We start from the raw sequence: 15,166 nt of genomic DNA, 5'->3' as shown, positions 1-15,166 counted from the left end.
CCGGCGCATCTCCTGATTCCTTTCGTTGACGCTAATTCAAGTCACTTGACAAGAAATCAAGCATCTTGAATTATGCCCTTGCGCTCAGTCGCCAGGTGAGCCCGATCAAGGGCCTTTTCGTAAAACCAAGGGGAACCGGAATGCGTCTTACCAAGATCCTTTCAAGCTGCGCCGCAGCCATCGCCATGACCCTCGCCCTCGGCTCTGCTTCCGCCATGGCCGAGACCTATGCGCTGGTGACCATCAACCAGCAGGCCCTGTTCTTCAACCAGATCAATGACGGTGCAACGGCTGCTGCCAAGGCCGCCGGCGTCGATCTCGTCATCTTCAACGCCAACAATGTACCAAGCGCGCAGAACGACGCGATCGAGAATTACATCACCCAGAAGGTCGACGGCATCATTCTCGTCGCCATCGATGTCAACGGTGTGAAACCGGCCATCACCGCGGCCAAGGCTGCCGGAATTCCGGTCATTGCCATCGACGCGCAGATCCCGAATGGCGACAACGTCGCCTTTGTCGGCGTCGACAACACCAAGGCCGGCGCGGATATAGGCAAGTTCTACGCCGAATACGTCAAGACCAAGCTGAACGGAACCGCCAAGATCGGCGTTGTCGGCGCGCTCAATTCGTTCATCCAGAACCAGCGGCTCGACGGCTTCAAGAAGGCCGTCACCGACAGCGGCCAGAAGGTAACCTTCCTCGACACGGTCGACGGCCAGAACGTGCAGGACGTTGCCCTGTCCGCCGCCGAGAACCTTATGACTGCCAATCCCGACATGACGACGCTTTACGCAACCGGCGAGCCGGCTCTGCTCGGTGCGGTTTCCGCCGTCACCAGCCAGGGCCGCACCGGCGATGTCAAGGTGTTCGGCTGGGACCTGACCAAGTCGGCGGTGCAAGGTCTCGAAGAGGGCTGGGTGGTGGCCGTCGTCCAGCAGGATCCGGCTGGTGAAGGCAAGGCAGCGGTTGAAGCCTTCGGCAAGCTCAAGAAGGGTGAGAAGATCGATCCGATCATCAATGTTCCGATCACCATCGTGACCAAGGAAAATGTCGGCCAGTTCAAGGGCATGTTCAAGTAGTATCCTCCCCGGACCGCCGGGCCGCGCAATGACCTGCGGGTTGCCTGCGCGGCCCGACGACCGATTGAACTTGTTGGCTTGAGAACTGGAACCGTGATGAGCGATGGCGAATCCTACCGCGTCAGGATGACCGGTATTTCCAAACGATACGGCCCTATCCAGACGCTGGACGACGTTTCGCTGGACCTGAAGCCTGGCGAGGTGCTTGGCCTGGTCGGCGACAATGGAGCCGGCAAATCCACCTTGAGCAAGGTTCTGTCCGGTGCGGTCATTCCGGACTCCGGCACCATCGAGATCGACGGCAAGGCTGTCTCCTTTTCCTCACCCGCCGATGCCCGCGCCGCACGGGTGGAGATGGTCTATCAGGACCTTTCACTCTGCGACACGATTGATGTGGCGGGCAATCTCTTCCTCGGCCGCGAGCCGCGCCGGCGCGTTCTCGGCGTCCCCTTTCTCGACAACAAGCGCATGCATGATCAGACGCGTGAGATGCTCGACCGGCTCGGCATCGTCATCGCCCATACCAGGCTCAAGGTCGAAAACCTGTCCGGTGGGCAGCGCCAGTCGATTGCCATCGGCCGCGCCGCCTCCTTCGATCCATCGGTGCTGATCATGGACGAACCGACGGCGGCCCTTGCGGTGGCAGAAGTCGAAGCGGTTCTGGAGCTCATCCGCGCCGTCAGCGCCCGCGGCGTCAGCGTCATCCTCATCACCCATCGGCTGCAGGATCTGTTCCTGGTCTGCGATCGCATCCAGGTCATGTATGAGGGTTGCAATGTCGCCGAACGCAAGATCGGCGACACCAGCATCGAAGAGGTCGTCAACCTCATCGTCGGCCGCAAATTCACGGCGCGTTCGGCCCGCGCCAGCCGTGATGAGGCAGCGCAGCCATGAATGTCACGTCATCACCTGGGGATATCAGCGCCTCGCCGCCCAAACGCGTCCACAACACCACCTGGAAGGACATGGCGATAGCCAATGGCAGCGTCGTCTCGATAGCGCTGTTCTTCCTCGTCGTCTGCGTGGTCTTCTCGCTGGCCACCGGCTCCTTCCTCACGGCGCCCAATCTGCTCAACATCGTGCGCCAGTCGGCGCCGCTGCTGATCGTTGCGGCAGCCATGACCTTCGTCATCACCACCGGCGGCATCGACCTTTCGGTCGGGTCCGTGCTGGCGCTGACGGCGACGTTGTCGGCTGTCTTGCTGCAGTTCGGCCTGCCGTGGCCGCTCGTCGTCGTCGCCATGCTGGCACTCGGCGCGGCGATCGGGGTTTTGCAGGGCTTCTTCATCGCCTATGAGCGGATACCGGCCTTTATCGTCACACTTGCCGGACTCTCGATCATCCGCGGTGTGGCGTTGCTGATCACCGGCGGCTATTCTATCCCGGTTGAGCCGACCAGCTTCTTCGTCAACATCGGCAGGGCCTGGTTTCTCGGCGTGCCGGTACCGGCACTGCTCGCCCTTGTCGTCCTGATCGTCGCCTATCTCGCATTCAACCAGACGCCATTCGGGCGCTATGTCACCGGCATCGGGGCCAATGCCGAGGCGGTGCGCCGCGCCGGTGTCGATACGCGCTTCATGACGCTGTTCGTCTATGTCCTGTCAGGCATGGCGGCGGCGGTGGCCGGCATTGTTCTTGCCGCCCGGCTCGGTTCCGGCTCGTCGAATTCCGGCCAGGGTTTCGAGCTCGATGTCATCGCTGCCGTGGTGCTTGGCGGCACCAGCCTGTTCGGCGGGCGCGGCACGATCATCGGCACCGTGCTCGGCGCGTTGACCGTCGCCGTTATTGGCAACGGCCTGATCCTGGCGCACATGTCGCCCTTCCTGACGCCGATCGTCACCGGCACGATCATCCTCGTCGCCATCTGGCTGAATTTCCGGCTGTTCAGGGGCGCAACGCGGAGCCGCTGACATGGATCATCTGTTCGACGACAAACCAAGGGATCGGGCGCCCATCGGTATCCGCTCCGGCACCGTGATGACCGTTACCGGCCCGGTCGCGATCGCCGACATGGGCGTGACGCTGATGCACGAGCATATCCTGATCGATGGCGCGAAATCGTGGAAATGCCCCTGCCATCCCGACGAGAAGAAGATCGCCGAGCAGCCGGTCAGCATGGAGATCATCGGCGAGTTGCGGATGAACCCTTACATGAACCGCGACAACGTCTCGCTCGACGATAGCGATCTGGCGCTTTCGGAGCTGGCGAAATACCGGGCGCTTGGCGGCCACACGGTGGTCGATGCGACGAACATCGGCATTGGCCGCGATCCGGTGAAGCTCGCACGCATCGCCCGCGCCTCGGGGTTGCGGATCGTCATGGGGACAGGTTTTTACCTGCAGCACACCCACCCCGTCTGGCTGAAAGCGATGGACGTCGACGAGGTCACCGAATTCCTCGTCAACGACGTCGGCGGTGGATCGACGCAACCCGAAATCATGGCCGGCATCATCGGTGAGGTCGGCGTCAGCAAGGATTTCACCGACGAGGAACGCAAGTCACTGCGGGCTTCTGCCCGCGCGGCCAAGATCACCGGCGTGCCGCTGACCATTCATCTGCCCGGCTGGGAGCGGCTGGCGCATGACGTGCTCGACGTGGTCGAGGCGGAAGGCGCCGATCTCCGGCATACGGTGCTTTGCCACATGAACCCGAGCCACAACGATCTTGCATACCAGCAAAGCCTCGCCGCGCGCGGCGCCTTCCTGGAATACGACATGATCGGCATGGATTTCTATTATGCCGACCAGGATGCGCAGTCGCCGTCCGACGAGCAGAATGCACGGGCGATCCGTTCGCTGATCGACATGGGGCTGCTCGACCGGATTCTGCTGTCGCAGGATGTTTTTCTCAAGATCATGCTGACCCGCTTCGGCGGTTTCGGCTACGGCTTCATCCTCAAGCATTTCGTGCCGAGACTGAAGCGCCATGGTGTCGAACAATCGGCAATCGATACGATGCTCGTCGACAATGCAAAGACTGTGTTCGCCGAGGGCCTCTGAGCCGCGGCTCCAAACAAGGCAGGAGTCTACATGTCCAGGAAAAAGGTTCTTCTCGCAGGCGAGTCCTGGGTCTCGACCGCGACCCACATCAAAGGCTTCGACCAGTTTCCGACCGTGACCTATCACACCGGTGCCGACGAGCTGCTGGCTGCGCTGAAGGACGGTCCGTTCGACGTCACCTTCATGCCGGCGCATGAGGCGCAACGGAATTTTCCGCAGACGATGGAAACGCTTTCGGCCTACGACGCGGTCGTGCTTTCCGATCTTGGTGCCAACACGCTGTTGCTCCACCCGGACACCTGGGTCCACTCCAAACCAACTCCGAACCGGCTGCGCCTGTTGCGCGACTATGTCGGCAATGGCGGCGGCCTGTTGATGTTCGGCGGCTATTACAGCTTCCAGGGCATCAATGGGGGCGCGCGCTATCACAAGACGCCGGTCGAGGACGTTCTGCCGGTCACTTGCCTGCCGGTAGACGACCGCGTCGAGGTTCCGGAAGGCTATGCGCCGGTCGTTGTCGGCCCGCAGAGCCATCCGATCCTTAAGGGCCTCGGCAAGGATTGGCCGATCCTGCTCGGCTTCAACGAAGTCGCGGTCAAGGATGGTGCGGAAGTTCTCGCCACCGTTTCCTCCGACTACCGTTCGCTGCCACTTCTGGTGACCGGCAAATATGGCCAGGGCCGCACCGTCGCCTGGACCTCGGATGTCGGCCCGCACTGGCTGCCGCCCGGCTTCATCGCCTGGAATGGCTACAGGACACTGTTCGAACAGATGCTGGGCTGGGCGACGACCAGGGACTAGCCATGCGCGTCCATGTCTTAGGCAATGTTTGCGTCGATACGACGTTTCGCCTGGACCGTTTTCCGGCGCCAGGCGAGACGCTGAACGCGTCGGAACATGCCGACGGACTTGGCGGCAAGGGTGCGAACCAGGCGGTGGCCGCGGCACGCACCGGAGCCGATGTCCGCTTCCGTGCGGCGATCGGCAACGATGCCGCCGGAGCCTGGATCACAGAGCAGTTGAGCCGCGATCTCGATGCCAGCCATCTGACGACGCTGCAGCTGCCCAGCGACCGGTCGACCGTCATGGTCGATGCGCGGGGCGAGAACCTCATCGTCACCGGCGCCAGTTGCGCCGCAGCCTTCGATCCCCTGGCTGACGGCGATTTTATCCGATCGGTCGAACGCGGCGACATCGTCGTGGTGCAGGGTAACCTGGATCCGGACATAACGACCGCTTGCCTAAAGGTGGCGCGGGGTGCGGAGGCAATGACGATCTTCAATCCAAGCCCGCTTGCGGCCGGCAATACACCGGGTTTGAGCGACGTCAGGGTCGCCATTGCCAATGCCGGCGAAGCGGCGCAACTGACCGGAATGAGCAATCCCGACGCGGCAGCCCGCGAACTAATCCGCCTAGGCGCAGGAACCGCTATCGTGACGCTTGGCGCGCTCGGCTGCCTGGTCGCCGATGGCGAAGGACGGATCGACCGGTTCGTGGCGCCAAGGGTGGCTGTGGTAGACACCAGCGGCGCAGGCGATGTCTTCTGCGGTTGCCTCGCCGGCTGTCTTGCAGCCGGCATGGACCTCGCCGTGGCAGCGCGGATCGCGGTCCGTGCCGCAGCGATCTCGGTCGGACGCGCCGGCACGCTCGGCTCCTGCCCCGACAGGCAGGAGATGAAACTGCTCATGGAAACGACGGAAGCGGAAACCGCATGACAAAATCCTCCAAACCGGTCGGCCAGGTGACGAATGATGCGCTGCAGTCGATCTTCGGCAGAAGCAAGGTGGTGATCGGCGTCGTTCATCTGGCACCGCTGCCAGGTGCGCCGCGTTACAATGGCGAAGCGGTCGAGGCCATCTATCAACGTGGCCTCGACGACGCCAAAGCCTATTTGCATGGCGGTTGCGATGGCGTGATCGTCGAGAACCACGGCGACGTTCCGTTTGCCAAGCCTGATGATATCGGGCCGGAAACTTCCGCCTATATGTCCGTCGTCTCAGACCGGATCCGCAGGGAACTCGGCCGGCCGATCGGTATCAACGTGCTTGCCAATGCTTCCATTCCCGCGCTGTCGATCGCCAGTGCCTCCGGCGCTTCCTTCGTCCGCGTCAATCAGTGGGCCAACGCCTATGTCGCCAATGAAGGCTTTATCGAAGGTGAGGCCGCGCGCGCCATGCGCTTCCGCGCCAGGCTTAGGGCCAACGGCATCCGCATCTTCGCCGATGCCCATGTCAAGCATGGCGCCCACGCCATCGTCGGCGACCGGCCGGTCGAGGAACAGGTCAAGGATCTGGTGTTCTTCGATGCCGACGCGGTGATCGCCACTGGCCAGCGCACCGGCCACGCCGCTGATCTCGGCTACATCAGGATGATCAAGGACGCCGCCGGACTGCCGACGCTTGTCGGCAGCGGGGTGACGACCGACAACGCCAACGACATCCTCGACATCGTCGACGGCGTCATTGTCGCCAGTTCGCTTAAGCACGATGGCGTATGGTGGAACCAGGTCGACCCTCAACGGGTGAACGGCTTTATCCGAGGCCTCAAGCGGTGACTTTGGTGCCGGAGATCGACGGCGAGCGGTTGCTGGGCCGCCTCGATGCCTTCGCCCGGATCGGCGCGACGCGAGCCGGCGGCGTAAACCGTCAGGCGTTCAGCATTGAGGATCGCAGCGCCAGGCGCCTGCTGGCGGAATTGGCGCTCGAGCGTGGTTTCGCGGTTTTTCAGGACGCCATGGCGAACCTCTTCATCCGCCGCGAGGGTACGGATGCCACGCTGCCGCCGCTGCTGATCGGCAGCCACCTCGACAGCCAGCCGACCGGCGGGCGCTTCGATGGAGCGCTCGGCACGCTTTCCGCCTTCGAGACGCTCGAAGCCGTGGAGGACGCGAAGGCCGAAACTCGAATGCCGATCGAGGTCGTCGCCTGGGCCAATGAAGAAGGGAGCCGGTTCGCGCCAGGTGTCATGGGCTCCATGGCCTTCACCGGGGCCGATATCTCAGCATGGCAATCCATAATCGGCAGCGACGGTGCGTCCCTCGCGGAGGAACTCGCGGCAACCATCTCCGCCTTGCCAGAGGCAACCCTTCGCCCTTTCGGCATGCCGATCTCCGGCTTTATCGAGCTCCATATCGAACAGGGACCATCGCTGGAAAAGGAAGGGCTGCCGATCGGTATCGTCACCGCCGTGCAAGGCACGCGGTGGCTGGAAGTCTCCATTGAGGGCGCTGCCGGTCACGCCGGTACAACCGACCTTGCCTACCGCAGGGATCCGATGGTCGCGGCCGTTGCCGCGATGCACAGGCTGCAGACGACGGTCATGCCGTTCGACAGCAGCGCAAGGCTGACAGTAGGACGGGTCACCGCCAAGCCGGGATCGATCAATGCCATACCGCAGTCGGTGGTCTTCGCCGTCGACATCAGACACCCGCAGGTAGAGCGGCTCGATGCCATCGAAGCCGAACTGCGCCAGGTCTGCGCGGCGGAGGCAGAGGCTCAGCATTGCACGGCAATGATCAGGCGGTCGTTCGACATGCCCGGGGCGGCATTCTCTCCCGATATGGTCAAAACCGTCGAGGAGGCCGTCAATTCCCTGCGGCTGCCGCACAAGCAGATGATATCGGGGGCATTCCATGATGCGCTGTTCCTCGCCCGGGTGGCGCCTGCCGCGATGATTTTTGTGCCGTGCCGTGACGGGCTGAGCCACAACGAGGCAGAATATGTGGAGCCCGCCTACGCGATTACCGGCGCGCGGGTTCTGCTCCAGGCGGCTATCGCGGCAGCCTCGCGGCGATGATCGTTCAAGGCACTGCTCTGGCAGGCTGATTGCGCCAACCTCGGGGCCGGCGAGCTCGAGGCGCCCGGTTTCGAGGCGGCGGCGGTCGCCATTCATGCCTGCCCCTGCCCTTGCACCAACAAACCTTGCAGCTGTGTCCTCACCGCCCTTGTGGGTGTCGGAAAATGGATGAATAGTCGGGACGCCACATCGCCCTGAAATTGCCGGTTTGCAGTCCTCAGGTCGTGCAATCGCGAGCCGGATTTCCGAATGGCCAGTCCTGAACCACGCAAGAGAAGAGGTCCGATCGCCACCCGGCTGCTGGCGCTCGACGCGTGGATCGATTCCTCGCTCTACGAGATCGGTTTCAAGGCGCGCCAATTCTGGGAATCCGCGACGATCTTTTCGCGGCGCTTCCGCTTCAGCGGCTGGCGCCGCGGCATCATCGAACTGTTGAGCGAAGGTTTCACGCTCGGCGCCGGCGGCATTGTGGTGATGCTGGCGCTGGCCATGCCAGCTTTCCAGGACACAGCCGGCGACTGGCGCGCCCAGGGCGACTTCGCGGTCACGTTCCTCGATCGCTACGGCAACGAGATCGGCCAGCGCGGCATCATCCAGCGTGATTCAGTACCGGTCGACGAGATGCCCGATCATGTCATCAAGGCGGTTCTCGCCACGGAGGACCGCCGCTTCTTCGATCACTACGGCATCGATGTGCTGGGCCTTTCACGCGCAATCTTCGAGAATGTGCGGGCAAATTCCGTCGTCCAGGGCGGCTCAAGCATCACCCAGCAGCTCGCCAAGAACCTGTTCCTGACCAATGAGCGCACATTGGAGCGCAAGATCAAGGAAGCTTTCCTGTCGCTGTGGCTCGAGGCCAATCTGTCGAAGAAGGAAATCCTGCAGCTCTATCTCGACCGCGCCTATATGGGCGGCGGCACGTTCGGCATCGAGGCGGCCGCGGACTTCTATTTCGGCAAAGGCGTCAAGGACCTGAACCTCGCCGAGGCGGCGATGCTGGCCGGCCTGTTCAAGGCACCGACCAAATATGCGCCGCATATCAACCTGCCGGCGGCGCGTGCGCGCGCCAATGTGGTGCTGTCCAACCTTGTCGATTCCGGTTTCATGACCGAGGGCCAGGTTTTGCAGGCAAGGCTGCACCCGGCCGACGTCGTCGATCGCGGCGAACAGAAGAGCCCGGACTATTACCTCGATTGGGCGTTCGACGAGGTCAAGAAGATCGCAAAACCGGGTCAGCATTCGCTCGTTGCCCACACCACCTTCGACGCCAACATCCAGAAGGCGGCGGAAGAATCTGTGGAATTCCACCTGCGCCAGTTCGGCAAGGAATATAACGTCACCGAGGGCGCGGTGGTCGTCATCGAAACCAACGGCGCCGTGAGAGCCATCGTTGGCGGCCGCGACTATGGCGCCAGCCAGTTCAACCGCGCCACCAAGGCGCTTCGCCAGACCGGCTCATCGTTCAAGCCCTATGTCTATGCAACAGCGATGGAACACGGCTTCACGCCCAATTCCATCATTTCCGGCGGCCCGATCAGCTGGGGCAGCTGGTCGCCGCACAATTACAGCGGCGGCTCGGCGGGCAATGTCACGCTGATCGTGGCAATGGCGAAGTCGATCAACACCGTGCCGGTGCGCCTGGCCAAGGACTATCTCGGCATCGGCCCGATCAAGGCCATGGCCGAGGCGATGGGTGTGGAATCGCCGCTCGAATCGCACAAGACGATGGTGCTCGGCACTTCCGGCATGACGGTGATGGACCAGGCGACGGGCTACAGCGTGTTCGCCGACAACGGCTTCGTCGGCTCGCGGCACGGCATCACCCAGTTGGTGACCCGCACCGGCGACGTGGTCTATGATTTCGCCAAGGATGCGCCGCCGCCACATCGGGTTCTGTCCGAGCAAGCGCTGAAATCGATGAACACCATGCTGGCGGCGGTACCGGTGATGGGCACGGCACGGCGGGCCCAACTCCCGAACATCGTCGTCGCCGGCAAGACCGGCACGACGCAATCCTACCGCGATGCCTGGTTTGTCGGCTTCACCGGCAACTACACGGCAGCGGTGTGGATGGGCAACGACGACTTCACGCCGACGAAAAACATGACGGGCGGCTCGCTGCCGGCGATGGTGTGGCAGCGACTGATGGTCTACGCGCACCAGAACATCGACCTGAAGCCGATTCCCGGCATCGACAAACCCTTTGTCGATGAGGAGGTCGCTGCCAAGGCGGAGGAAGCGCAGAAGAAGAGCGACGCGCAGGCGGCGGCCGATGCCGCGGCCGAACGGCCGGCGGTGCTGTCCAGCCGGACCACGCAGACATTGCGAGACATGTCCAGGCTGTTCCAGTCGGCGCCTGTCCTCAATGCGCCCCAACCGCCGGAGACGCTGTCGGCACTGTGATTGGCGCGCCTCTTCCCTCTGCCCTGGTGGGAGAAGCGAAAGCAGCGCCTAACCACAACGCTTGTCGGCAATCCCACGTAGGGCTCCGAACTCAGGTTAACAATAGACCTGACGGCAGCCAGTTCGGCGATGTCGGCAGCTTTTGTGCCGGCAGCTTTTCACGATAGGAATTTTTTCTTGACTCCGTGACCTCAGCTATGGTACATATTCATCCATGGTGCTGATTTGCGCCAGTGACCCGCCGCGCAGGCGGGTTTTTCGTTTGATGCTCCGTCAGCCTACGCGCCGGCGAAGGCTGCGAAGGAACCGTCAACCCTGGTTCGTTGCCCTGTAATCCCACGCCCGCCGCTTGCCACAAGCCCCCACGCCGCGATATCTCCGAGCGGCAACTCTCTTGTCCCCGGCTCCTCATGCTCAAGAATGCCTTCCTGACGCTGCTTTCGCTTGCCATAGCCATCGTCGGCGGCGGCGGCAGCGTCTGGTATGCGCTCAAGGTCCAGGATGGTGTCGGCGCCATCCGGATCGGCCAATGGAGGGCCTTTCCCGACATCGGCACGCCGTCCGCCGATCCTTATTCCAAGGCCCGCGTGGCGCGCGAGGGCGTGCTTGCGCTCGGCCGCGCCGAAGGCTTGTCCTTCGTGGCCGAGCGCGACGCGGGCGGCGCCGAGCTCAAGCGCGAATGCACCTACACGATCGAGGGTGGTTTTCCGACGGCACGGTTCTGGACGCTCTATGCCGCCGACCAGTCGCTCGGCGTGGTCGAAACCGGCAGACCCCGACTTGCGGCGCTACAATCCTATGGGGTTGTGCGGCAGCCCGACAATTCGGTCATCATTTCCGCCGGCCATCGCCCGATGCCGGGCAACTGGCTGCTGACCGACGGTTTCGGCAGGATGTACTTCGTGCTGACCTTCTACGACACGCCGATCGCCAGCAGCACCGGCCTCTCGGACGTATCGCTGCCGCGGATCGTAAAGGTCGGCTGCGATGCGTAGTTTCTATGCGACGATGCGCAGGCTTTTTCATGCGGTCCTGCTCGGCCTGCTCGGCGCTGGCATCGTGCACGTCGTCGTGCTGTTTCTGGTGCCTGAATTTTCTGAACGCGATGCCTGGTCGCGTCTGTCCATGGCGTCGGATCTCTACAAGATGACGCGGCTCGATGCCGAAGCTGGTGGCGCGCCCGTGGTGAAATCCGTCGATCCGCTGTTTTACGCAACGGCGTGTCGGTTCGACCTGGGCGAGGGCATGGTCCGGATCAAGGCACCTGGACATGTTCCGTTCTGGTCGGTGTCGGTCTATGACCGCAGCGGCCATAACATCTATTCCTTCAACGACCACACCGCGACCGGTGGCGTGCTGGATGCCGTCGTGCTGACGCCGGCGCAGATGATCGACGTGCGCAAGGAGCTTCCCGAGGAGCTTCAGGGAGCGATCTTTGTCGAAGCGCCGATCGAGGAAGGCATCTTCGTCATCCGTGCCTTCGTGCCCGATGACAGCTGGAAGCCGAGCGTGTCACGCTTCTTCGCGCAGAGTTCCTGCGAGCTGCAGGACTTCTAGAGCAATTCCAGGAAAGTGTGAAACGGTTGCTCGTCCGGCTTCCGCCTGCCTGCGCGCCTTCAGGCCAACAGCCCACCGTCCACGTTGACGATAGTCCCAGTGATTTGGCGGGCGGCGGGACTTGCCAGGAAGGCAACGGTGGCGGCGACGTCCGCCGGCGCGCCAAAGCGACCCAAGGGGATGAGACCGCGCTGGAAGTTCGAGAATTCACCGTCGGCGGGGTTCATGTCGGTGTCGGTTGAGCCCGGCTGGACGAGATTGGCCGTGATGTCGCGTGGCCCAAGCTCGTGCGCCAGACCACGGGTGAAGGACTGCAGCGCGGCCTTGGTCATGTAATAGACCGTGCCGGTCGATCCGACAATGCGATCCGCACCGGCGGAACCGATCGTGATCACACGGCTACCCGCGCCAAGGTGCGGGAGAGCGGCCTGCGTGGCCAGCACAGGGCCGCGAACGTTCACAGCGAGGAGCGCGTCAATGTCTTGCACCTTGAAGTCAGCAATCGCGTCGTAGAGCGCGATAGCGGCGTTGTTGACGAGAATGTCCAGCCCTCCCAACGCTCTGACGGCCTCATCGACGGACCGTCTGATGGCGGTCGGATCGGCGCTGTCGGCCTGGATGGCCGCGGCGCGGCGGCCAAGCTGCTCGATTGACGTCACCACCGCGTTGGCGCGCTCGTTCGAACGTTGGTAGGTCAGAGCGACGTCCGCACCATTCTCAGCCAGTGCGAGTGCGATGGCCGCACCGATTCCCCGAGAGCCCCCGGTTACAAGGGCGCGTTTGCCAGTCAGGTTGAGCATGATTCATCCTTATTTATGCAGTGATCGATACATATTTGCTATCCGTTGCGAAGATGTGTCAATAGGTTTATGTAGTGATCGATGCAAAAAAAGGATCAAAGCTCATCGGAACGCGTTGGCCCGGCACCCCGTGGACGGGGGCGGCCGCGCGCGTTCGACCGAGAAGCCGCGTTGGCGCAGGCAATGAGGGTGTTCTGGGTCAAGGGGTACGAGGCGACGTCGATTGCGGATTTAACGGACGTGATGGGCGTCGGTCCAACGAGTCTCTATGCCGCCTTCGGTTCGAAGGACGAGCTGTATGGCGAAGCGCTCAGGTTCTACTCCGCGACCTATGAAGACCTTGTTTTGGGGCGGTTTCGCAAGGCGGCCACGGCGCGCGACGCGGCGTTGGCTTACCTGCGAGACTCCGCGGCCGCCATGACGGGATCGGATTGCGATCTGCCTCATGGATGTATGGTTACGCTTGGAACCGTTGGCAGCGACGGCCACGCCGAACTCGCCAATCTGATGCGTGCGGCACGCGGCAACGCATTTGATCTGCTCAGAGCTCGTTTGCAAGAGGCCGTTTCAGAAGGAGAGCTGCCAAGGTCTGTCGATGTCATCGAGCTCGCGCGATTTCTGCAAACCGTTCAGAGCGGGATGGCGATCCGGGCCCGTGACGGCGCCGATCGGGCGGAGCTCCAAGCCGTAGCTGAGATCGCGATGGCCGGGTGGGACGGCATCATCTCCAGGGCTGGATGAACATCCGTTGCGACCAGACTAGTGGTGCGGAACCGGCTTGCTCCTTGGCGATCCCGGTTTGTCGGGGTCGACCGGCCGCACCTCGCCGGCATGAGACCGCTCGTAGCGGATGCCGGGAAAGATGATCACCGCCGCCGGCATTTCGGCGGCTTGCTTCGCTCGATTGTTTGGTGCCGTACGCGGCACGAAAGACAGTACCATGCCCATGGTTCGCGCATTCCTCTCGGTTTCCCCGGAGCACAACGCAACGCCTCCAAATATCATTAAGGCCGGCAGAGGGTTAACGGAGCGCTAACGGATCGTCGCTAACTTGATCTTTGTCTAGAGGTCAGGACGTCCTGGCCGGGGCACTCGCGAAACCGGCACCGTCCCGGTCGAGCGTGGCCGAGCTTGTGTGTGTTGTCGGGCGTATCCTTCGTGTCATCTTCGGACTTCAGGCAAATCGCGGTACGAAAAGATTCGGGAAAGGCCGAAAGGCTGTTCCGCGCCGCGGTGTCGGCATTCTGCTCGCTGACCCGCCCTTCACGCCGTGAGATCGGCCAGCTCGAAGACCTGACGCTGCCGCTGTTCAACGATGTATCCGTCGAATCTCGCCGTTACGTGGCAGCTGCCCTTTCCGAATGCGAATATGCCCCGCCCGCTTTGGTGCGCCGCCTCTGCGAGGAGCCGGTCGACATTGCCGCTCCCTTGCTCATCCGCTCACGCGCCGTCAGCAACATCGACCTCATCGCGCTGATCGGGCGGCACGGACTGCCGCATGCACGTGCCATCGCGCGCCGCAAGGACCTGAACCCGACCATTGCCGATCTGATCCGGGCGCTCGAGAGGCCAACTCTGGTGCGAAGGCGGGAGCCGGAAGCGGACGCCATCATGGCAGACAAGATCGCGCCTGCCAGCACCGAACCTGCCGCCGAACAGCCCGGAAGAGGACAGGTGGCCGGCATTGCCTCCGAAAGCGCGCGGCGCAGGCTGCGTTCCATGATGCGCACCGGCGACGAGGCGACGGCAATGAGCGCCGATTCTCTCACAGGCGCCGATACCTATGTGAAATTGCGCGAGACGGCGCTGACGGGAAACGCCGCGTTCTTCCAGACCGCACTCGCCGATGCGCTCGACACCGATTTCTCGATCGCGCGCGCGCTCACCGCCAGCCAGAATTACGCGTCGCTGCTTGCCGCACTGCGCTCGCTCGACCTCAGCGAGGATAGGGCATTCCTGATCACGGTCGCGGTCTATCCCAGCCAGTTCCCGCACCCGCAGGCTATCCGCACCTTTCTCGACCGCTACCGGCTCCTGCACCGCGAGGCGGCCGCCGACAAGGTGCGGCTCTGGAAATCGGAAACTCTTTCAAAGGTGGGTCGCGGCGCAGCACCCGCAAACAGCGACACCCACACGGCATCGAACACTGAGGATGCGGCGGCTTCCTCCGGCTTCAGGGCGTCTTCACGGAAATGAGCTCCTCGACCGGCACTGTGCCGGCCTCGATCTCGACCACCCAGATGTCGGGATCGAATTTTTTCTCCCTTTCCAGCCTGGCATCGAGCAAGGCGGCATCGTCGCCGGCCCCGAGCAGAGTGAAAAACCGCTCGTCGGGCTTGGCCGAATCGTAGCTCGTCTGCGGCGCCGGGCCGAACAGGGCAACCTCGCCCAGCCTGCCCCGCGTCACGACGAACACAGCGCCGGCCTCGGTCGCACCGCGCTTGACCACGGCTGCAAATCCGCCAGCACTGAAAACCCGGCGCAACAGGGCCGAGACCCATAGATCCGATGTGACGCGCATGAGAGAAC

16 protein-coding genes are annotated in these 15,166 nt (G+C 62.9%); 13 read left to right on the top strand and 3 right to left on the bottom strand.

Annotation, left to right across the window (positions count from 1 at the left end):
• The first annotated feature begins 140 nt into the window (after nucleotides 1–140).
• From NKJ01_RS11915 to NKJ01_RS11865, 11 genes are all read left to right on the top strand, one after another.
• Nucleotides 141–1,082 carry an ABC transporter substrate-binding protein gene (locus NKJ01_RS11915; protein WP_352728124.1) on the top strand — a complete coding sequence of 314 codons (942 nt, stop codon included), beginning with the start codon at nucleotides 141–143 and terminating at the stop codon, nucleotides 1,080–1,082.
• A 96-nt stretch (nucleotides 1,083–1,178) separates the two neighbouring features.
• Nucleotides 1,179–1,976, top strand: a complete 798-nt coding sequence (locus NKJ01_RS11910; protein ID WP_352728122.1) for an ATP-binding cassette domain-containing protein — start codon at nucleotides 1,179–1,181, stop codon at nucleotides 1,974–1,976.
• Nucleotides 1,973–2,992, top strand: a complete 1,020-nt coding sequence (locus NKJ01_RS11905) for an ABC transporter permease (protein WP_352728120.1) — start codon at nucleotides 1,973–1,975, stop codon at nucleotides 2,990–2,992. The genes NKJ01_RS11910 and NKJ01_RS11905 overlap by 4 nt, the downstream gene beginning before the upstream one ends.
• Before the next feature lies 1 nt (nucleotide 2,993).
• Complete coding sequence (locus NKJ01_RS11900; RefSeq protein WP_352728118.1) at nucleotides 2,994–4,082, top strand: phosphotriesterase family protein; 1,089 nt, start codon at nucleotides 2,994–2,996, stop codon at nucleotides 4,080–4,082.
• A 30-nt stretch (nucleotides 4,083–4,112) separates the two neighbouring features.
• Nucleotides 4,113–4,883, top strand: a complete 771-nt coding sequence (locus tag NKJ01_RS11895; RefSeq protein WP_352728116.1) for a glutamine amidotransferase — start codon at nucleotides 4,113–4,115, stop codon at nucleotides 4,881–4,883.
• Nucleotides 4,884–4,885: 2 nt separating this feature from the next.
• Nucleotides 4,886–5,797 (top strand): ribokinase, encoded by a 912-nt coding sequence (locus NKJ01_RS11890; RefSeq protein ID WP_352728114.1) that lies wholly within the window; start codon nucleotides 4,886–4,888, stop codon nucleotides 5,795–5,797.
• Complete coding sequence (locus tag NKJ01_RS11885; RefSeq protein WP_352728112.1) at nucleotides 5,794–6,636, top strand: BtpA/SgcQ family protein; 843 nt, start codon at nucleotides 5,794–5,796, stop codon at nucleotides 6,634–6,636. Before NKJ01_RS11890 ends, NKJ01_RS11885 begins: the two co-directional genes overlap by 4 nt.
• Complete coding sequence (locus NKJ01_RS11880) at nucleotides 6,633–7,877, top strand: Zn-dependent hydrolase (RefSeq protein WP_352728110.1); 1,245 nt, start codon at nucleotides 6,633–6,635, stop codon at nucleotides 7,875–7,877. Before NKJ01_RS11885 ends, NKJ01_RS11880 begins: the two co-directional genes overlap by 4 nt.
• A 249-nt stretch (nucleotides 7,878–8,126) precedes the next feature.
• Nucleotides 8,127–10,280, top strand: coding sequence for a transglycosylase domain-containing protein (locus tag NKJ01_RS11875; protein ID WP_352728108.1), 2,154 nt, complete (start codon nucleotides 8,127–8,129; stop codon nucleotides 10,278–10,280).
• Between the two features lie 410 nt (nucleotides 10,281–10,690).
• Nucleotides 10,691–11,275: a DUF1214 domain-containing protein gene (locus NKJ01_RS11870; RefSeq protein WP_352728106.1), complete on the top strand. Its 585-nt coding sequence runs from the start codon at nucleotides 10,691–10,693 to the stop codon at nucleotides 11,273–11,275.
• Entirely contained in the window at nucleotides 11,268–11,837 is a 570-nt protein-coding gene (locus NKJ01_RS11865; RefSeq protein ID WP_352728104.1) for a DUF1254 domain-containing protein, read from the top strand. Before NKJ01_RS11870 ends, NKJ01_RS11865 begins: the two co-directional genes overlap by 8 nt.
• Before the next feature lie 59 nt (nucleotides 11,838–11,896).
• Here NKJ01_RS11865 and NKJ01_RS11860 read toward each other — a convergent pair whose 3' ends face one another.
• Nucleotides 11,897–12,637 carry an SDR family NAD(P)-dependent oxidoreductase gene (locus NKJ01_RS11860; protein WP_352728102.1) on the bottom strand — a complete coding sequence of 247 codons (741 nt, stop codon included), beginning with the start codon at nucleotides 12,635–12,637 and terminating at the stop codon, nucleotides 11,897–11,899.
• A gap of 81 nt (nucleotides 12,638–12,718) precedes the next feature.
• Here NKJ01_RS11860 and NKJ01_RS11855 point away from each other — a divergent pair, with 81 nt between their 5' ends.
• A complete protein-coding gene (locus tag NKJ01_RS11855; protein WP_352728100.1) occupies nucleotides 12,719–13,378 on the top strand; it encodes a TetR/AcrR family transcriptional regulator in 660 nt (219 codons plus the stop codon).
• 18 nt (nucleotides 13,379–13,396) lie between these two features.
• On the opposite strand, the gene NKJ01_RS11850 is transcribed toward NKJ01_RS11855, so the two are convergent.
• Nucleotides 13,397–13,585: a hypothetical protein gene (locus NKJ01_RS11850; RefSeq protein ID WP_352728098.1), complete on the bottom strand. Its 189-nt coding sequence runs from the start codon at nucleotides 13,583–13,585 to the stop codon at nucleotides 13,397–13,399.
• Nucleotides 13,586–13,795: 210 nt separating this feature from the next.
• On the opposite strand from NKJ01_RS11850, the gene NKJ01_RS11845 reads away from it, so the two are divergent.
• Complete coding sequence (locus tag NKJ01_RS11845; protein WP_352728096.1) at nucleotides 13,796–14,833, top strand: hypothetical protein; 1,038 nt, start codon at nucleotides 13,796–13,798, stop codon at nucleotides 14,831–14,833.
• On the opposite strand, the gene NKJ01_RS11840 is transcribed toward NKJ01_RS11845, so the two are convergent.
• A complete protein-coding gene (locus tag NKJ01_RS11840) occupies nucleotides 14,811–15,158 on the bottom strand; it encodes a DUF1491 family protein (protein ID WP_023760484.1) in 348 nt (115 codons plus the stop codon). The genes NKJ01_RS11845 and NKJ01_RS11840 overlap by 23 nt on opposite strands.
• Nucleotides 15,159–15,166 lie beyond the last annotated feature (8 nt).

This window comes from Mesorhizobium sp. M0276, assembly GCF_040321755.1.
Taxonomy (GTDB): domain Bacteria; phylum Pseudomonadota; class Alphaproteobacteria; order Rhizobiales; family Rhizobiaceae; genus Mesorhizobium.
The sequence above is the reverse complement of the archived record's forward strand: the minus strand, read 5'-3'. Positions and strand labels throughout refer to the sequence as shown.